At 61.9% G+C, this 18294-nt stretch carries 20 protein-coding genes and 3 pseudogenes; 13 read left to right on the top strand and 10 right to left on the bottom strand.

The features are described from left to right. Positions 1 to 88 precede the first annotated feature (88 nt). The 6 genes from HUK84_RS00495 to HUK84_RS00520 all read right to left on the bottom strand — a co-directional run bounded on the left by HUK84_RS00495 (position 89) and on the right by HUK84_RS00520 (position 5560). Entirely contained in the window at positions 89 to 1504 is a 1416-nt protein-coding gene (locus HUK84_RS00495; protein WP_176638444.1) for a site-specific integrase, read from the bottom strand. A 525-nt stretch (positions 1505 to 2029) separates the two neighbouring features. Further along, entirely contained in the window at positions 2030 to 2137 is a 108-nt protein-coding gene (locus tag HUK84_RS23715; protein ID WP_218064113.1) for an alpha-hydroxy-acid oxidizing protein, read from the bottom strand. Positions 2138 to 2319: 182 nt separating this feature from the next. Continuing rightward, entirely contained in the window at positions 2320 to 3333 is a 1014-nt protein-coding gene (locus HUK84_RS00505) for a zinc-dependent alcohol dehydrogenase family protein (RefSeq protein WP_176638445.1), read from the bottom strand. Continuing rightward, positions 3330 to 4556 (bottom strand): MFS transporter, encoded by a 1227-nt coding sequence (locus tag HUK84_RS00510; protein ID WP_176638446.1) that lies wholly within the window; start codon positions 4554 to 4556, stop codon positions 3330 to 3332. The genes HUK84_RS00505 and HUK84_RS00510 overlap by 4 nt, the downstream gene beginning before the upstream one ends. Before the next feature lie 12 nt (positions 4557 to 4568). Further along, a complete protein-coding gene (locus HUK84_RS00515; protein WP_218064104.1) occupies positions 4569 to 5417 on the bottom strand; it encodes an NAD(P)H-dependent oxidoreductase in 849 nt (282 codons plus the stop codon). Then, entirely contained in the window at positions 5417 to 5560 is a 144-nt protein-coding gene (locus HUK84_RS00520) for a hypothetical protein (RefSeq protein ID WP_176638447.1), read from the bottom strand. Before HUK84_RS00520 ends, HUK84_RS00515 begins: the two co-directional genes overlap by 1 nt. Before the next feature lie 435 nt (positions 5561 to 5995). On the opposite strand from HUK84_RS00520, the gene HUK84_RS00525 reads away from it, so the two are divergent. Continuing rightward, complete coding sequence (locus HUK84_RS00525) at positions 5996 to 6940, top strand: LysR family transcriptional regulator (protein WP_176638448.1); 945 nt, start codon at positions 5996 to 5998, stop codon at positions 6938 to 6940. 105 nt (positions 6941 to 7045) lie between these two features. Here the strand turns inward: HUK84_RS00525 and HUK84_RS00530 are convergent. Continuing rightward, a pseudogene (locus HUK84_RS00530) lies at positions 7046 to 7167 on the bottom strand (IS5/IS1182 family transposase); the annotation flags it as partial. A gap of 63 nt (positions 7168 to 7230) precedes the next feature. Continuing rightward, positions 7231 to 7374, bottom strand: a pseudogene (locus tag HUK84_RS00535) (IS3 family transposase); the annotation flags it as partial. 258 nt (positions 7375 to 7632) lie between these two features. Between HUK84_RS00535 and HUK84_RS00540 the strand changes: the two are divergent. The 5 genes and pseudogenes from HUK84_RS00540 (at position 7633) to HUK84_RS00560 (ending at position 11274) form a co-directional block, all read left to right on the top strand. Continuing rightward, positions 7633 to 8307 carry a peroxiredoxin-like family protein gene (locus HUK84_RS00540; RefSeq protein ID WP_176638449.1) on the top strand — a complete coding sequence of 225 codons (675 nt, stop codon included), beginning with the start codon at positions 7633 to 7635 and terminating at the stop codon, positions 8305 to 8307. A gap of 56 nt (positions 8308 to 8363) precedes the next feature. Continuing rightward, entirely contained in the window at positions 8364 to 9080 is a 717-nt protein-coding gene (locus HUK84_RS00545) for an SDR family oxidoreductase (RefSeq protein ID WP_218064105.1), read from the top strand. A gap of 114 nt (positions 9081 to 9194) precedes the next feature. Then, positions 9195 to 9770, top strand: a complete 576-nt coding sequence (locus tag HUK84_RS00550; RefSeq protein WP_176638451.1) for a carboxymuconolactone decarboxylase family protein — start codon at positions 9195 to 9197, stop codon at positions 9768 to 9770. A gap of 176 nt (positions 9771 to 9946) precedes the next feature. After that, positions 9947 to 10112: pseudogene (locus HUK84_RS00555) on the top strand (IS3 family transposase); the annotation flags it as partial. Between the two features lie 325 nt (positions 10113 to 10437). Then, entirely contained in the window at positions 10438 to 11274 is an 837-nt protein-coding gene (locus HUK84_RS00560) for an aspartyl protease family protein (RefSeq protein WP_218064106.1), read from the top strand. Positions 11275 to 11295: 21 nt separating this feature from the next. Here the strand turns inward: HUK84_RS00560 and HUK84_RS00565 are convergent, their stop codons facing one another. Continuing rightward, on the bottom strand, positions 11296 to 11862 hold the full coding sequence (locus HUK84_RS00565) for a TetR/AcrR family transcriptional regulator (protein ID WP_176638453.1): 567 nt from the start codon (positions 11860 to 11862) through the stop codon (positions 11296 to 11298). A gap of 113 nt (positions 11863 to 11975) precedes the next feature. Here HUK84_RS00565 and HUK84_RS00570 point away from each other — a divergent pair, with 113 nt between their 5' ends. The 6 genes from HUK84_RS00570 to HUK84_RS00600 all read left to right on the top strand — a co-directional run bounded on the left by HUK84_RS00570 (position 11976) and on the right by HUK84_RS00600 (position 16520). After that, positions 11976 to 12377: a nuclear transport factor 2 family protein gene (locus tag HUK84_RS00570; protein ID WP_176638454.1), complete on the top strand. Its 402-nt coding sequence runs from the start codon at positions 11976 to 11978 to the stop codon at positions 12375 to 12377. Between the two features lie 101 nt (positions 12378 to 12478). Then, positions 12479 to 13294 carry an alpha/beta fold hydrolase gene (locus HUK84_RS00575; RefSeq protein WP_246285251.1) on the top strand — a complete coding sequence of 272 codons (816 nt, stop codon included), beginning with the start codon at positions 12479 to 12481 and terminating at the stop codon, positions 13292 to 13294. A gap of 233 nt (positions 13295 to 13527) precedes the next feature. After that, positions 13528 to 13680 (top strand): hypothetical protein, encoded by a 153-nt coding sequence (locus tag HUK84_RS00580; protein ID WP_176638455.1) that lies wholly within the window; start codon positions 13528 to 13530, stop codon positions 13678 to 13680. Positions 13681 to 13725: 45 nt separating this feature from the next. Further along, positions 13726 to 14160, top strand: a complete 435-nt coding sequence (locus HUK84_RS00585; RefSeq protein ID WP_176638456.1) for a MarR family winged helix-turn-helix transcriptional regulator — start codon at positions 13726 to 13728, stop codon at positions 14158 to 14160. 67 nt (positions 14161 to 14227) lie between these two features. Next, positions 14228 to 14791: an isochorismatase family protein gene (locus HUK84_RS00590; RefSeq protein WP_176638457.1), complete on the top strand. Its 564-nt coding sequence runs from the start codon at positions 14228 to 14230 to the stop codon at positions 14789 to 14791. Positions 14792 to 15101: 310 nt separating this feature from the next. Continuing rightward, the gene (locus tag HUK84_RS00600) at positions 15102 to 16520 is read left to right on the top strand and encodes a DHA2 family efflux MFS transporter permease subunit (RefSeq protein WP_176638485.1); all 1419 of its coding nucleotides are present in this window, start codon (positions 15102 to 15104) and stop codon (positions 16518 to 16520) included. 359 nt (positions 16521 to 16879) lie between these two features. Here the strand turns inward: HUK84_RS00600 and HUK84_RS00605 are convergent, their stop codons facing one another. Next, complete coding sequence (locus HUK84_RS00605; RefSeq protein WP_176638458.1) at positions 16880 to 17284, bottom strand: winged helix-turn-helix transcriptional regulator; 405 nt, start codon at positions 17282 to 17284, stop codon at positions 16880 to 16882. A gap of 101 nt (positions 17285 to 17385) precedes the next feature. On the opposite strand from HUK84_RS00605, the gene HUK84_RS00610 reads away from it, so the two are divergent. Further along, positions 17386 to 18240 carry an NADPH-dependent F420 reductase gene (locus tag HUK84_RS00610; RefSeq protein ID WP_176638459.1) on the top strand — a complete coding sequence of 285 codons (855 nt, stop codon included), beginning with the start codon at positions 17386 to 17388 and terminating at the stop codon, positions 18238 to 18240. Positions 18241 to 18294 lie beyond the last annotated feature (54 nt).

The following is an 18294-nucleotide window of genomic DNA, read 5'->3' on the forward strand; positions in this document are numbered from 1 at the left end:
ACTCGAACGTGTGGCCTCTACGTTCGGAGGGCAACGGACGACGCTAACGAAATGCGCAAACCTGCTCCGGTGGCCGGCACAGGGGAATTTATGTGTTCAGCGCGACCACCTGGGCTATGATCGCTCGCAGGCGGGCCGCGTCTGAATCTTCTTTCGATAGCCGTTCGGCCAACATGCGGATCAGGTCCGCATCGAGTTCCGGGGTATCATCAGAGGCGTCGCCGTCGTTCGATTGCGCGGCCTTTCCCTCCAACGCTGTAGCCAGCAACTCTTCCACGCGCTTCGCGGCCTCAAGGGACGGGTCCCGCTGCACATGCGCGTAGATCGCGGTTGAACGAACGTTCGCGTGACCGAGGATCGCGCCGATGAGCGCCAACGCCTCACCACTCGACGTCGCCGTGGATCCAAGCGTATGGCGTAGAGTGTGCGGGGTGACGCCCGGCAACTTGGCGGTCTTGATCACTTCCGCCCAGACCTTGCGCGTGCTCTGATAGTAGCCTTCGCCCGTCTCCGCCGGGAATACGTAACCTGACCTCCGATCCTTCAAAAGCTGGGCGAGGAGCGTCGCCGCCGCCGGCCCGAAGGGGCGAATGGACTTTCCCGTCTTCGTGTCGTCGAACTCGAAAAGGCTCTGATCCAGATTGACCTCGTGGACCCTGAGTGCCGCGATTTCGTTGCGTCGACAGCCGGTCAGCGCCCAGAGCCGTGCGATTGCCACGGCCTTTGGGTTGGCGCCATTGGCCTCGACCTGGTTGAATGCCTCGCCGAGTCGCGAGACCTCCTCCAGCGTGAGAAAGCGTCCACGGCGATTGTCCGTCTTTCTTACCGATGCGGTCTCGACTGGGTTCGTCGTGACAAAGCCGTGACGCGCTCCGAAGCTGAACACGGCCGATACGTCGCGCACGACTTTTCGTGCGGCGCCTTCGCCGCCACGGACGATGATGCGCTTGCGTGGCCCGATTTTCTCGTCCTTCGCCGTCTTGCCCGCCGTAATGTCTGCGACCATCGTTTCGATATCGCCTGAGCTGATTTCGCTGGCCCGCCGGTGGCCGAGCAGCACCTCGAAGTGATTGCGGAGCCGGGCCATCGTGTACTTCTTCGTCAGGGGCTTCATCGGTTTCCCCTTGTGGATGCCGCGCTGAATGAAACAGCCATGCTCCTCGTAGTAGTCGAGCAGTTCGCGCACTGTCTTCTCGCGACGCTTCTCCTGCACGTCGCCGGCGGGATCTTCTCCACTGGCGGCTGCGCCCAGCAAATTCTTCGCCCTCTTCCTCGCCTGCTCAACCGTCAGCGTCCCAAAACGTCCGACCGTCAGGAAGCGTCTTGGCGCGGACCTGCCACCCCCGTCGGTGCGGTAGCGGACGATGAACGTCTTTGTGCCGCTCTTCTCGACCCGCAGACCGAAGCCGGCAAGTTCCAGGTCCCAGAGGTCGTACCGGGCGTCGCGAATCTCGGCCTTCTCGGCTACCGTCTTTGTCAATCGAACGCTGGACGAACGATCCATGACACGTCTCCGACGCCCTCATTTCCAGTGGACACCAGTTTACAATGGTGTCCACATGGTGTCCACCGTGATCAAAAAGTGGGTCGCGGTAGATCGCAAATGCGGCGGAACCCTCCTACATAAGCTACTGATATCGTAGAATTAAGGCGAATTAGAGAGGAAGCGAGGTGACGCCAGCGTAGGCGGAACACAACCTTGCCAAGGTTGGGGTCGAGGGTTCGAATCCCTTCGCCCGCTCCAAGTTTCCTTCAAGGAAATCAGAGCGTTATGATAGGGCCGCCGCAGGGCGGCCCTTCGCTTTTAGCGCTTACATTTAAGGTCAGGCTCAACTCGCCACCAATCCTTCAGCCACGAGCCTGAACGCTTCGATCGCCTTCGGGAGAACGTGTGCGGCTCGTTACTGAAGGCGACCCACAGCGCGGCGTTGAAAGCCGTGCCGCTCAGAAGGGATGTCGAGCGAGGATGGATCGGCATCGGGCCACAAACTATTGGCGAGCCCTGAGGGCGATATGCCGGCTGGAAAGGTCAATAGCTTCGGCCAAAGAGTTCCGTCGCGATCGGGCGCGCGGCAACGTCGCGCATATAGCGGGGCCTCAGCGTAAGCGCGTCCAGTGCGTCGCGATTGCGGCGCAGCCCATGTCGGCGCCCGTGCCGCTCTCGATATATCCCTGCGCGATGGTGGGCATCCGGTGCCGCGCGATCCGGCGAGATCGTCGGTCGCCGTCGCGTCTGACAGCCCGATTCTGCTCATCGCTCGCTCCGTGCCGAGCGCCCCACCGAAGGGGCCGCCTCTGCGCGAAAAGAGGCTTCACCCTTCACCATTCGACGCAGATCTTGCCGAAATGTTCGCCGCTCAGCTGATAGGCGAAGGCCTCGGGCAACTCCCCGAAGGCAAAGCTGCGGTCGATGACGGGACGGACGCCGGTCGCTTCAAGCGCTGCGATATAATTCTGCTGATCGCGCCGACTGCCGACGATCAATCCCTGCAAGCGAATTTGCTTGCGCATCAGCTCCATCGTCGGCACCTGACCCTCGCGCCCGGTGAGCACGCCGATCAGCGCGATATGGCCGCCAACCCGTGTGGCCCTGACCGACTGTGGCAAGGTGCCCGGCCCGCCGATTTCGACGACATGGCTCACGCCTTCTCCGCCCGTCAGCCGCAAGACCTCGTTGCCCCATTCGGGCGTGGCTTTGTAGTTGATCGTGTGATCTGCCCCGAGCGCGCGTAGACGCTCGCGTTTTTCGTCTGAGGACGAGGTGGCTACTACATTCGCACCCATCGCTTTGGCGAGTTGAAGTGCGGCGATTGACACGCCGCCGCCTCCCATGGTCAGCACGGTTTGACCCGCCTGCAGCGCGCCGTCGACGACGAGCGCGCGCCAAGCGGTAAGCCCGGCGGTGGTAATAGTCGCGGCTTCGGGATGGCTCCAGCCCTTGGGCGCCCGGGTGAAGGCCGAGACAGGGCGCACGACATGCGCCGCCGCCATGCCGTCGATCCCGTCGCCTGGCGTCCCCGCGAAGTTGCCGACTGCGGTGAAGGGCCTGCCGGCGATCCAGTGCGGAAAGAAAGTCGAAACGACATGATCGCCCGGGGTGAATTCGGCAACGCCTGCGCCCACTGCCTCGACAACGCCAGCGCCATCGGCCATGAGGACACGACCATCTTCGGTAGGGATACCGCCGTTAGCGACGAGCAAGTCATGGAAATTGAGCGAGGTCGCGTGGATCGCCACGCGTACTTCGCCGGGTCCGGGCTCGCCCGGATCATCCCGCTCGACGATTTCGAGACGGTCTAAACCGCCGGGGGTGCGCACGACGTAGGTCTTCATAAGACAGTGCTTTCATTAATGGTTGATCGGGCTGCAGAACCGGACCTTTCTCCGGAAATCGGCATGCGCCCCGGCTGCCACGAGCGGACGAACAAACTGGCGACAAGCGCAGCGCAGCCAGCAGCTGCGCCCCCCCAGGGTGTCGTCATGATGCCGGGGCCGGCCACGAGCAGACCGCCGATCGCCGAGAATGTTGCGATGCCGAAGTTGAACGCGGCGATGTTGAAGCCCGAAGCAGTCGCGACCGCGTCGGGCGCGACCTCTTCCGCGGCCGCGACCACGCCCGACTGAACGATGGGGCCAAGACAGAAGCAGCAGGCAGACCAGAGGAGAAGGTTGGCGAACATTGTCAGGACGTGCGGAGCCGAAAAGGGCAGCGCCGCAAGCGCCAGGACAAGACCGACCAGCGCTGCTGTCAGGCCGCGCCGCGTGCCGAGTGCATCGCTAAGCCGGCCCCCGCCAAAATTCCCGACCATCGCAGCTGCGCCGAATGCCATAAGCGCCAAGCTGACTGCGGCCGGAGACACACGGGTGACCTCCATCAGCAGCGGCGCGAGAAAGGTGAAAACCACGAATGATCCGCCGAACCCCGTCATGGCGATGAAATAGAGCGCCAGGAGGCGGGGCTTCGCCAGTACGGCGAACTGCGACTGCAATCCGGCGGGCCGAGCGTGGGGGATTTCCCGCGGCAACAAAAGTCGCAATAGCGCTGTCGCGAGGCATCCGAGCACAGCCACCGCCAGCAGCGGTGCGCGCCACCCAAGGCTCTGTCCGACGATTGTGCCGAACGGGACACCGATCACCATTGCAAGGGTGAGCCCTGCGAACATCATCGCCACCGCCTGCGCGCCGCGCTCACGATCCGCCAGGCTCATCGCAATCGGCGCGCCGATTGCGAAGAACACGCCGTGCGCCACTCCGGTCATAATCCGCCCGGACAGCAGCACTTCATAAGTCGGCGCAGCGCCGCCAAGCAGATTACCGAGCGTGAATAGGCCCATCAGCCCAACCGCAAGCCCGCGGCGGGGAAGCCTCCCGGTAAGGGCCGTGACCGTCGGCGCACCAACGGTCACGGCCAGGGCATAGCCAGTCACAAGCAGACCGGCTTGGGGTATCGTTACCGTAAGATCGCGCGCGACATCCGGGATAAGCCCGATCATGACGAATTCCGTAGTGCCGATGGCGAAGGCCGCCACGGCAAGCGCGATCAATGCGGGCGACATCGGTGTTGCTCTTTATACGTCGACCAGATCGGCAAAGTGCGCGACGAGGCCGGTTTGGCCCGGCGCAACATGGTCGGCCATGGTGTGGCGATCGGGGAAGTCGCCGCCGTTTTGCGACCGGAAGGGAATCGGCGTGTCGGTGAATAGCCCGGCGAGACGCACACGCCATGCTGCCTTGATCGCCTCCACGTCTTCCGCCGTGGAAATTTGACCCGCGCCATAGACCGCGTGCGTCGGCAGCACGTCCATGCCGGGGTAGAACAGCGCGCCATGAGTCAGCGGGAACAACAGTTGCTCGATCGGCCCGTTGATACCCCGCGGGCCATAATCGGCCACTGGGCCGCCTGCCTGCACGTTGACCAACGCTCGCTTGCCCTTGAGGATGCCCTCGCCAAAGCGGAACTCGTTGGAGCCATTCTGATAGCCGTAGGCAAAACCGAAGGCATAGACCCGCTCTATCCAGCCCTTCAGGATCGCGGGCACGCCGTACCACCACAGCGGGAATTGTAGGACCACAGCATCGGCCTCGAGCAGCTTCTGCCGCTCGGCGATCACGTCTGGCGTCTGACGCCCGCTTGCGTAAGCATGGCCCGATTCCATGATGAACGACAGCCGTTCGGGGTTGTCGCGCGTCGGAAAGTCATCGGCGTCGTACACCGCCTTCCACTTCATGCCGTAGAGGTCCGAATGGACCACGGTGTGCCCCGCCGCCGACAGCGTCTCAGCGGTCACGTCGACCAACTGCCGTGTCAGCGAGGTGGGTTCAGGGTGCGCGTAAACGACGAGAATATTTCTTCTCACGAAATGATCTCCGTAGTTGTTGAGAGCTTTGTCCGCTTGATTGATGTTGCCGATCGGCATCAATTTCTCGCCAGGGCCTGCGCGCTGGTGACACGGACATCTTCGAGAAATTTGCGTGCCTGCGCGGGCGCGCTGGGCTCGGTGGTGCCGACATCGATTTCGACACTTACGCTGTCGATGGCGCGGCGAGGCTCCTCGATCACGAGCAGAATGCTTGTCGTTGCAGCGATTCGCGCCAAACCGCGCGCTAGGCTATTCGGGTATGGGATGCTGACTAAGATCACTCGATGCCTCCGGCTCGGGATTGGAAGCCCGACGAGCATCAACGTGGGCATCTGACAGAGATTTGTGAAATCGATTATCTTAACCCATGGTATCCAAATGACGGATATCTAGTCGCTGATCGCGACGTTTGCGGCACTTGCACGGAGCGTGCACTGGCCCGTCGCCGAGGCGCGGCTCAACACGCTCCAGTTTGGTGGCCATCTACCAATCGTGAGAACGGCGCCGATCGCTTTCGTCGCAAGCGGTCCGACGCGAACACAGACAGCTTCCGGCCAAGCGGCCCAAGCCGTTGACGTGTCGCGCCACGACCATCATATATGAAATCGATTAAACGGCGACCAGGAATAGACGGCGTGGATGACAGTCGCATCGACCTCAATCTCTTGGCGACACTCGAAGTGCTGCTTGCCGAACAAAACGTCACGAAAGCGGCAACTAAACTGCATCTCAGTCAGCCGGCTGTAAGCGCGCAACTGGCACGGCTTCGGGATTTGTTTGACGACCCGCTTCTGCTCCCGACGCGTCGAGGCATGATCCCGACCGCCAAGGCACTCGAACTTGCGCCGCAACTGAGAGACGCGCTGGATCACGTGCGCAACGCGCTACATTCTCATCAGGAGTTTGATCCAGGCAAGGCTGAACTGACCGTATCGATCGGTTGTTCTGACTACATCCAGGCAGCAGTGGTGATGCCGTTCGTCTTGGCTCTCCGGCAGACGGCGCCGGGAGTACGGGTGGCGGTACGGCATCTGGTACCCGAGCTGATCGAGCAGCAATTGGGAAATAAAGAAGTCGATCTCGTTATCGCTACTCCCGAACGGTCGACCCCGCACTTGCGGACGTACCACCTATTCGATGAAAGTTATGTCCTCGTAGGAAGGCACAGTCATCCTCGGCTGAAATCGGGCATGACAATAAACGAATATGTCGAATTGGAACACGTCGTGGTCTCACCGCAAGGCGGCGGCTTCGAAACGCCAGTGGACAGCGCTTTGGCGACACTTGGCTATCGACGCAACGTCGTCGTATCAGCGGCCTCCTTTTTGTTCCTGCCGGAGATCGTCTCAGACAGCGATTTGGTTGCACTCGTGCCCAGGCGGCTATTTCTTAGACAATCAGAAAAGTTCACGATGGTTGACCTGCCCTGGCTAGGTGAGCAATTCAATGTCAGCCTGATTTGGCACGAGAGATGTCATGGGCATGCAGGCCACCGCTGGGTCCGAAACCTGATTGGAAATCTGGTCGGGGAAAATGATAAACGCAGGTCCGTGGCAGCCCAGCCGGCGCGGTCGGCTTAAGATGCCGTCATTCATGTCGCACTTCGACTTCGCCTGCCGTCGGAAATCCCTGGGCGACCATGCCTTGGTATCTGTTCCATTGATATCAGTCTCTTAGAGCCTGAATCAGAAAGCGGTCTGATTGATTTTCCGCAGAACTCTGCGGATATGGGCGATCATCAACCACGCGTGGGATGACGAGTGAGGCGGCGGTAGCGCCCGAGCCATGCAAAGCTGCGCTCCACGATCTGAACCGCTCCGGGATTGGCGGAGACCGGTTTGGGCAAATTACGCCGCGATAGGACACGGTCTATAGCGGCGTAGAACTGTTGTTCGGCCTCGGCCGGCGTGATGTTGCCGATGGGCTCGAGGATGCGGCGGTTGTTGAACCAGTCCACCCCTTCCAGCGTCGCATATTCGACGGCATCGAACGATCGCCACGGGCCGCGCGGATGCCGTCGCCTTCGGCCGCGCCTTTATCGCCAACCTGGACCTTCCCGAGCGCCTTCGGCTCTCTCTGCCGCTCAACCGCTATGACCGGTCGACCTTCTACGGCGGCGATCAGCGCGGCTACACGGATTACCCCTTCCGCGCAGACGCAGCCTGATCCGCATTCCTCTCAGGAATAACGCCTATTCGGGAAAGCCGCCTACGCGGCCCCACCGGGGCGCATCATTCTCGTCACATCAAGACGCCAATCAGGGAGTGCCATCATGACCCTTCAAGAGAAGCTCGACGCCTTCAAGGGCGACTTCGAAGCGGGCAAGCCGCCGTATAACGTGCCCTATTCGGTGATCGAGACCATGCATCGGGCGACGGCGGAATTGATCGCCTCGGGCGCTGCCGGCCGCGCGCTCAAGGCCGGTGACAAGATGCCCGCGTTCACGTTGAACGACCCGGACGGCAAACCGGTCTCCTCGCGCGATCTGCTCGCCCATGGCCCCCTGGTCGTGAGCTTCTATCGCGGTGTCTGGTGCCCCTATTGCAACATGGAATTGCAGGCGCTTCAGGAGACGCTCCCGGCTTTCGAAAAGCTCGGCGCGAGCCTGATTGCCATTTCACCGCAAACCTCGGTGAACAGCCGAAAGTCGGTCCGCCAGAACGAACTTTCATTTCCGATCCTCTCGGACGAGCACAACGATGTTGCCGCCGCCTTTGGTCTGCGCTTTGCCATGCCTGACTATCTTGTCGACCTCTACAAGGAGCTCAAGAACGATCTGCCGTCCTTCAATGGCGATGACAGCTGGACCCTGCCGATGCCGGGCCGCTTCGTCATCGGCCAGGACGGCGTCATCCTCTATGCTGAGGTGAACCCGGACTATACGCGCCGCCCGGAGCCCGCGGGCATGCTGCCCGCGCTGCGCCACGCAGCGCGCGTCGCGGCATGAGGAAACGCAGGCGACGGTCGCTACCGCGCCCGGAGCCCCGGACGGAGTGCAAATTGATGTCTCGTACGTTCCTCGTCACCGGCGCCAGCAAGGGCATAGGCTTGGCGCTCTCCCATCGCCTGGTTAAAGCTGGGCATCACGTCATCGGCATCGCCCGCCACCGGACCGACGACTTTCCGGGCGAGCTTGTGCCCATCGACCTCGGGGACGGTGCCGCGACCAATGCGGTGCTGACCGATCTCAGCGGCCGTTTCGAGGTCGATGGTGTGGTCAACAATGTCGGCCTCGTTCGCCCGCAATTGCTGGGAGCGGTCGATCTCCCGACGCTCGATGAGGTGATGCGGGTCAATCTTCATCCCGCCGTACAAAGCGCCCAGGTGTTTCTGCCCGGCATGAAAGCGCGCGGCTGGGGACGTATCGTCAATATCACCAGCTTGACCGTGCTCGGCAGCGTTCAGCGGACCGCCTATGCGGCCGCCAAGGCAGCCCTGACCAGCTTCACCCGAGGCTGGGCGCTGGAGCTTGCCGAGACGGGGATTACCGTCAATGCCGTCGCACCGGGACCGACCGAGACGGAACTCTTCCGCGCTAATAATCCGCCGGGCTCCGACGGGGAGCGCCGCTATCTTACGGCGGTGCCGATGCGGCGCTTCGGCAAGCCCGATGAGATCGCCGCGGCGATCGCATTTCTTCTGTCCGAAGATGCGGGCTTCGTCACGGGACAGGCGCTGCATGTCGATGGCGGCGCATCTATCGGCAAATCTGCCTTCTGACCTTTGGCCAGCAGAAACACCGCGGCTAGCGCGTCGGCGCTCGTCGACGGATCAAGGCGACCGGCCGTGCTGGCGCACCCTCATCTCTCAGCCTTCCTCGAACGGAGACACACCATGATCAACGGATTCACGCTTCTCGACGCGACGACAGCCCCCACCGAGTCGGCCCAAATCCTCAATGAGGTCCAGGCGGCGTGGGGCTTCGTGCCCAATCTGCACCGCGTGCTCGCGGAAAGTCCCGCCGCCCTGGAAGCTTATGCCACTCTGTGGGGTATCGCGGAGAAGACGAGCTTCACCGCTCAAGAACGGAATATCGCCTATCTCTCGATCATTTACGAAAACGAGTGCACCTACTGCATGGCGGGGCACACCAATCTTTCTAAGATGGCAAAGGTGAACCCGGCCGATATCGAAGCGATCCGGGCAGGCCGCGCCATCGCCGATAGCAAGCTGGAGGCCCTGCGGCAGTTTGCTGCCAAAATCACCCGCCAGCGCGGTGTCGTCAGTGAGACGGACGTGGCCGCCTTCAAGGCCGCGGGCTACACCAACCAGTCCGTGCTCGATGTGCTGGTCCTGGCGGCCACCAAGCTCATCTCCAACTACACCAACCACCTGGCGGCCACTCCCAACGACGACTTCATGAAGGGCGCCGAATGGACCGCGCCGGGCAAGCTTCACGCCATCGCATAGCCGCACAATGCCCGCCTTCCATGGCAGTGGGAGGCGGAAGCTTAAGCGCGTCAGGTCCGTGCCCTTTTTGATGGGGCCATCGGCAGGCGACGACGCTGTAGTGCGGTGCGAATCATCTCAGAGCCCCAACCCCCGATTGCGACCGAAGCCCCAGTCGACGCCGCCGTCATCGCGCCAGGCGCGGCCCGTGGCGATCGTTCGATGCCGTCGAATATGCGACGCTGGAATGGGTGGACTGGTTCAACAACCGCCGCATCCTCGATGCCCATCGGCAACATCACGCCGGCCGAGGCCGAACAACAGTTCTACGCCGCTATAGACCGTGTCCCTATGGCAGCCTAATTTGTGCAAACCGGTCTCCGCCAATCCCGGAGCGGTTCATCCCGTTCCCCGCATCGTTCCAGACAACGCGGAAATCATGCTCTTTTCTTCCGTCATCGGTGCCCCGCTCAAAAACGAAGGGGGGGTCAGTTCCTCATTGCGACAGGGGTCACTTTCTCACTTCGCCTGACAGTCAGGTCGTGCGCGCAAGCCTATGAGTGTCACCCGTACATGCCAGGGCATTGCCAAACTGAACTAACCCTGTTGCCTCCCCTTGAGCTAGTCTAGTGGCTTTACCACAGCAGGCGAGTACCGCCTCCTGTTCAACGGATTGCAAGAGATCGTCGTGAAACTTCCCAGATTTACCGCAGTTCTGGCCTGCGCGTTCATGATAAGCGAGCCGGCCATGGCCGACTCGCCCGAAGTTTTGCCTTTGCAAGAAGTGCCAGGTGTGGGGTTGGCGTTAGATGTCACCGTCGATGGCCATCTTGGGCGTTTTCTTTTTGACACCGGCTGGGGCGTCAGCGCCGTCACACCGACGGTTGCAGCCATTATCGGCTGCAAGCCCTGGGGACGTGTCACAGGGTTTCGGGCGATCGGAGAGCGGCTGGACAGCCAACGTTGTAACGCCGCCACGTTCCGGGCTGGCGGTTTTCAGGCCAAGGCGCCGGAAGTCATTGTCGTCGATCTCATGAAGTTCTTACCCCCGGGCACGAAGCCCCTGAGTGGCGGCATCGGCTTGGACCTCTTTGCCGGGCACACCGTGACGATCCAGTCGCACCTTCACCGCCTCGTGCTGGAAACCAGCGCTAGCCGAGAGGCTCGCATCAAGACCGCTCAGGAGATCACCGTACGGCTCGTACGCGACGCACAAGGCGCCGCCCTTACCGTGGACGTGGCCGTGCCGACAGCCGATGGCCCCGCCTGGATGGAACTGGACACCGGCAACAATGGTCCGACCCTGATCGCCGCCCACGTCGCGGATCTCGTGGGCGTGAAGGCGGGGGAGGACAAGCCTCAGCCCCTCACCATGCCACTTCGTCCCGGTGTGACGGTGCGGGATGCGGCGATCGTTCGCGACCTTATCTTGGACGGCGATATCGGACGCGGCTTTCTGGACCACTGGGATCTGACGCTTGATCTGGCGCAGGGGAAGGGTTGGCTGGCGCCGGCTCAGCAGTAGTCAGCGCCGGGCCCCGGCCTACTATCGTCGGTCGGAGCGCTTCGCACAGCCCGAGCCGGCGTGGTCGACCACAGCCCTGACACGCATGGCCTGTGCGCGCCGGATCGCCTGTAGCGAAAGACCGCTCGCGAGCAGTTCGTCGATGAGATCGATATGGAGCGAGGCCAGCAGCGCGTGGGCGACATAGAGCGAGTCGTCCGCCGTCGTTGGGCTCGTAGCATCTTCGATAAGCGTTTGCGCGATCTTGTGCATCCAGCGGTAGTGAGGTGATTGCAGGAGACCTGCGCCGACCTCGCGGGCACGGATCAGATGCCGGTTGTCCAGCTTGAACGTCAGAACCGCATCCAGGAACGCCACAAGCCGCTCCTCTGGCGTCGTGGCGGCTTCGAACGGCGGCGCACCCCGCTCGACCTCCTCGCGTAAGGCCGCGATCTTAGACGCCCAAAGCACATCGAGAAGCCCGTCACGGCTCCCAAAGGCGCGAAAGAGCGTCCCCTTGCCGACCCCGGCAGCAGCCGCGATGGCGTCCATCGTCACGTTCCCCGGAACATCGCTTGCGGCAAACAGCCTGTCGGCGGCCGCCAGCATCGCGACAGGGGAAAGCGGGCGACGCCCACGCCGCACGACTTGCGTTTCGGACTGATAGTCCGATATAGAAGAGGCTGTTGGACCCATGGTCCGAATTATAGCGAGGTTGCCTCATGACCCCAACATCTTGTTTGCCGGACTGGTTCGAACAGGCGCTCGAAGGGCTTCGCGCGGGAGATATCGGGCGATGGATGACGATCTACGCGCCCGAGGCAGTTCACGAATTTCCATTTGCACCCGAGGGCGCCCCGCGTGAGCTTGTCGGGCGTGACGCCATCGCGGTCTATATGAGCCGGTTGCCATCGCTCCTCCGCTTCGGCGCGCTCAGCGATGTGCGGGCGCGGGTAGCGGATGATGAACTGATCGTCGAAGCCACGGGACATCACCGGCGCGTTGCCGACGACGCGGTCAGGGAAATCTCCTACGTCTGGTTCATCAAGACCCGGGACGGCAAGGTCGTACATTTCCGGGATTACATGAATCCACGTCAGCTATCGTCCATCGTAGCCGAATGAAGGCGGGGTTCGGGACGCCAGTCTCTTCTTGGGCACCCCCCCTCGTCGTTCATCCTCAGCGGTGTAGCGGAGCGACAAACGGAGGACTGGGATAGTTCGCCATGCTGAACTTTTCGCTGCTCGCTGCCGCAACAGTCTTACCTGCTGTATCCGCTCCGGCCCTTGCGCAGCCCGAGCCGGCGTGGTCGACCTCCGCCGCCGGTGAACAAGTTGTGGATCTGCCATTAGGGGATGGAGTCACCCAGCGTGTGCTGCTCGATGCGCCGGTTCATCCGCGCGCCACGCTGGTCATGCTCCCGGGGGGAACGGGCGACGTTGGCGTAGGGCGCGACGGCGATCCGCGGCACGACGACAATTTCGTCGTCCGCACGCGGGCGGCTTGGGTGGCGAAGGGCTATGCCGTGGTGATCCCGGACACCATCGATCAGGCGAACCTGCGCGGCGTGCGCAGTTCTCCCGCATACGGCCGCTTGGTGGATGACGTAGCTGGCTATGCTCGGGATCGGTTTCAGGCGCCGGTGTTCCTGGTCGGCACCAGCCAAGGAACGATCGCGGCGATGAACGCCGCCGCCCGGGCTGGGCCTGGGCTGATTGCAGGCGTGGTGCTGACCGAGTCGGTGAGTGTTCCCGGGCGTCGCAGCACGGAGACCGTCTTCGATGCCAGGCCGCAGGACGTGCGGGTCCCCGCCCTGATCGTCGCCAACCGCGACGATGCTTGCGACGTGGCGCCTCCCGCAATGGCAGAGCGCATCGTCGCGGCCATGATCCACTCTCCGAGTGTGCAGTTGTTACCGGTCAGCGGCGGCGCCCAGCGGTCGCAAAGCGCGTGCGGCTCGCTATCGCCGCACGGCTACTATGACATCGAACAGCCGGTGATCGACCGCGTCGCCGGGTGGCTGCGGGTTCACGGCGGCTGACTGTTGGTTCCCTCCGGAGGTCTACTTGCAGGCAATCTGCAGGCCGGCGAGACGCTTGTCGTCAACGGCGGAACCGGGGGCTTCGGCGGCGCAGGAATCGCGATGGCATTGGCGATGAGCGCGGGGCGGGTCGCGGTCACTGGCCGCAGTCAGGAGACATTGGAAAACTTTGCCAGGAAATCCAGGACCAAATCGATCGGCTCGCCGGCCGCGTCGCAGATCGACCTTCGGTCGTGCGCTTCATCGCCGGTGAACCGACTGTCCGAATGCGGCGTCCGTATCGCCTTGCCGAATTCGGACTGGATGAGGCCAACGAGGCGGTGGCCTATGCCGCAGCCCACGCCGGGCCGCGTCAATTGACCGTGCTGCGGCGCCAATCGCAATAACCAGATAAACTTGCAAGTTAATCTGTCTTATGATATGCATGGGGTATGACGGATGAAACTGACCGATCATTAGAAATCGTCGCCAAGGATCTCACTGCGGCCATCAGCCGGGTGCTGCGCCGCCTTCGCACCGAAGCGAACCCGACCGAGTTGGCCCTTTCGCAGATGGGTGTGCTGTCGCGCCTTGAGGGCGGTCCGATGAACACGGCGGACCTGGCGCGCGCAGAGCTGATGAAGCCGCAGTCGATGGGCGTCATCTTGGGAAGCCTCGAGCAGGAGGGGCTAGTCGAGCGACAGCCCCATCCGACCGACCGCCGTCAGGTGCTCTTCGCGCTGACCGAGGCTGGCGCCGCGGTGAGGACGAAGCATCGCGCCATGAAGCGGGACTGGTTGGTCGGCGCTCTCGCTAAACTCGATCCGGCTCAACGAGAAGCGCTCATCGCGGCGATCCCCGTCATCCGCCAAGTCGGCGATTCCTGACCTCCTTCCCTCGGCCGCCAAAGGCCAGTCTGCGGCAGCAATCAAACATCCAATCGTGGAGGCCGTCATGGCTGCGACTCAACTCGATCCCAGAACCGCCCTGATCGTCGTCGATCTCCAGAAGATCGTCGCTTTTATGCCCAGCGCCCATCCCTTCGGGGAGGTGTTGAAGAACGCCGGCCGGTTGGCTGGCGCCTTCCGTCAAGATGATCTTCCCGTGGTTCTGGTCAACGTTGTCGGGATGGCGCCGGGTCGGACGGAGCAGAGCCATTCGGGCGGCGGACTTCCTCCTGACTGGTCCGAATTGCTGCCGGAATTGAACCAGCAGCCGCAGGATCATCGTGTGTCGAAGAAAACTTGGGGCGCGTTCACCGACACCGGGCTTGAGGATTATCTCAGGTCCGCCAGCGTCACCCATGTCGTGGTCTGCGGCGTCGCAACGAGCGTCGGCGTCGAGTCGACAGCGCGTCAGGCCCATGAACTCGGCTTCAACGTAACCCTCGCCGTCGACGCCATGACCGATCTCAGCGCGGAGGCGCATGCCAACAGCGTGGAGCGGATTTTTCCAAAGCTCGGCGAGACCGGCACGACCCAAGACATTGTCGACCTCCTATCGGCGCGGGGCGCCTGATATGTCCTGGCTTCCACTTCTTGCTTATTTCTTTGGGGGCTTCTTCCTGGCGAACGCGGTGCCGCACGCCGTGAGCGGTATGATGGGACGGCCATTCCAGAGTCCATTCGCAAAGCCGCCAGGACAAGGCCTGTCGTCTTCGACGACCAATGTGCTTTGGGGCTTCTTCAATATCGTCGTCGGCTACCTGCTGGTCTGCCGCGTCGGGGATTTCCAGTTGCGGAATACGGCCGACATCGTCGCCCTGGGCGCCGGCGCATTCCTGATCTCGCTGTTCTCGGCGCGGCACTTCGGCCAGTTCAACGGCGGCATGCAACAAAACGATCCTGAAACGGCTGATACGGCGGACGATCGGCTCGATCCCTCAGTCTGGAAAATCGCCGGCGTCGCGCTGTTCGGGGCTTTGCTCGCACAGCTGGATGCGACGATCGTCAACGTCTCCCTGTCGAGCCTTGCGGCGGAGCTGAAGACCAGCCTTTCGACCATTCAGTGGGTCACCAGCGGCTATTTGTTGGCGCTCACCCTGGTTCTGCCGTTGAACGGATGGCTGGTCGACCGCATCGGCGCCAAGGCACTTTATCTGTGGTGCTTCTCTGCATTCACACTCTGCTCGGCGCTGTGCGGTCTGGCTTGGTCGGCACCCTCCCTGATCGGATTCCGGGCCTTGCAGGGCATCAGCGGCGGCCTCCTGGCGCCCATGACCCAGATGATGATCGCGCGGGCTGCGGGCAAGCATATGGCCCGCGTAGCGGGCTATATGGCGCTGCCCGTTCTGTTGGCGCCGGTCATCGGTCCCGTCATCGCCGGCGCTATCCTGCAATATGCGTCATGGCGCTGGCTGTTCCTGGTCAATCTGCCGGTCGGAGCTGTTGCACTTCTGCTGGTGCTCATATTCCTGCCCAACGATCGGCACGAGACGAGACGACAGACTCTGGACTGGCTCGGCCTCGCGCTGCTCTCACCGGGCTTGGTTCTGTTTCTCTATGGCTCCGAGCGTCTCGGCGGAGTGATGGGGCGCATCACTCTGGCAGGCGGAATTGCGATGATGGCGGGCTTCTTGTGGACAGCGCGGCGAAAAGGCGACGATGCGCTGATCGACTTGCGCCTGTTCGGAGGCAAGGTCTTCTCCGCAGCGGCCATCACGCAATTCCTCTCGAACGGCGGCATGTTCGCCGGCCAGATGCTCATCCCGGCGTTTCTCATCCAAGCTTGCGGCCGGACGCCCGGCGAAATGGGTTGGATGCTGGCGCCGCTGGGCATTGGCATGATGCTCACCAATCCCTTCATGGGCGCGCTGACGGATAGGTTCGGCATTCGGCGCGTGTCCGCAGGAGGCGCGCTCCTGACACTCATCGCCACATTGCCAATACTTTACCTTGCCGCACGGGGGCTGAATCTGCTGGTGCTTGTTCCCGCTCTACTCTTGAGAGGAATGGGAATGGGCGGGGTCGGCCTGCCATCGCTGACGGCAGCTTATGCTTCGGTCAGCCGACAGAAAATGCCGATGGCAACGACTTCGCTGAACATCGTTCAACGTCTCGGCGGCCCGACGATGACGACCGTTTGTGCAACGTTTCTAGCGTGGAAGCTGGGACCGCATGCCACCGGGCACGCTGTTTCGAATGCGTATGCTTGGACGTTTCTGATTCTCTGCGGCCTCCACGCATTCACCTTTCTTGGCGCAATCCAGTTGCCACGCCGGCTAAGCGACGTTGAAACACGAGAATGATAGGTGGATGTCGCGCGGAGATCTGCGTGCCTTGCGGCACAAGCAGGATGCGGCCGTTCCTGCCGCACGGATGAGTTCCGGGAGCTTCGCTGGGCGATCGTCGCATCCGAACACCGGAGCCTTCGGCGAGCGGCCCGCGGCCGAGGCCGGGCACCCGTTCAATCAGGCGGCGTCCGGCGCGTATGTCTCCGGCGTCAGCCGAGATGATGGTGGCGTTAACCGGGGCTTCGGGCACAATAGGGGAGCTCGCCTATAAACAAAAAATTGCTGACAGAATCGAACAATTCGCGGTTTCGGCTAAGGCGAATAATTCCAAAAATTGATTTGAAACCGGGTAGAAACCATTGAACTGCATCGGCTCAACTCGAGACACTCGCGGCAGCATCGTAAACACCTCTCGCTTGCTCCATGGCCGGCCAGTTCTCCTTGATCCAACCCGCAAAGACTTCAATCGGATGCAGCATGCTCTTCCCCATGGAAGTCAGTTGATACTCAACGCGGGGCGGCACTTCTGGAAAATAATGTCTTGATACGATTCCGTTTCGTTCCAGCATCCTCAGAGTTAAAGTCAGCATTCTCTGAGAAATTCCCCGCACCCCATGTTTTATCTCAGAAAACCTCGCGCGATTATCCGGAGCTTGAGCGAGCATCGATAACACAAGAATCGTCCATTTATCGCCAAGGTGAGTGAGCACATCATGCGGTGCGCACGAAGCGACCGGCTCCACATCTGCCTGCGACTGTCCATTTGCCGTCGGTGGCATCGGTTCTCTCCTTGTAACCGAAGCACAAAAACGTGCCGTCTTGTGGAAACCCCATAGCAGTATACCTTCGTAACTATCAAGAGTTATGAAAGGGAACCCAAATGCAGCAAATTGGCGTTATCGGCGCTGGCCCTGTTGGACAAGGCCTGGCCAAGCGGCTTGTCGCGCTCGGATATGTCGTCCGGATTGCAAATTCGAGAGGTCCGGCGAGCCTTCGGGATGTCGCCAAAAGCACAGGCGCCGAGCCCATCGACATTACGGACATATCCGCGGGTGCCGCGGTCCTTGTTCTTGCCATCCCGTTCGGTCGTGTTCCCGATCTGCCAAAATCGGTCGTCAGCTCGCTTCCTGGCGACGCGATCATTGTCGATGCCGGCAATTATTACCCGCGACGTGATGGGGCGATCCCGGAAATCGACCAGGGCCTTCCGGAGTCTCAATGGATCTCCCGAAAGCTCGGCGTACCGGTGGTCAAAGCGTTCAACAGCATCATTGCATCCCGGCTGGTCGATCAATGTAGGCCCGCAGGAGACCGGCGCCGCATCGCACTGCCGGTCGCTGGCGATGATTTGGCGAACCGCAGAGCCATCATGGCTCTTGTGGAGGCATTTGGGTTCGACGCGTTCGACGCCGGCTCCCTCGCGGAATCGTGGCGCCAACAGCCAGGACAGCCAGCCTACTGCACCGATGCGACAAGGGCAGAACTGCGCCTGTTGCTCGCGCGCGCCGATCGGGAAATGGCCAAGCGCAACCGCGATAAAGCAACGGAAATTCTCTCGAAGCTGCCGGAGGATTACCCGGCGGACCAACTCGTCCGGGCGTCGAGAATTTTGGTGGGACTGGACAAGCTGCGGCCGGCAAGCTGGTTTGCCATCTTGCGCCTGGCGGCGACGATCGCTCTTCGGAAGCAACGGCGGCGTGACGCGGTGAAAGACAGAGTCGCCTCACCTTCATGATAGGTGGTCTGTGTTAAGGAGTAATGATTTCACCTTGTGCAGCGGTGTGCCAAC

It is taken from the genome of Nguyenibacter vanlangensis (assembly GCF_013376155.1).
Classification (GTDB): domain Bacteria; phylum Pseudomonadota; class Alphaproteobacteria; order Acetobacterales; family Acetobacteraceae; genus Gluconacetobacter; species Gluconacetobacter vanlangensis.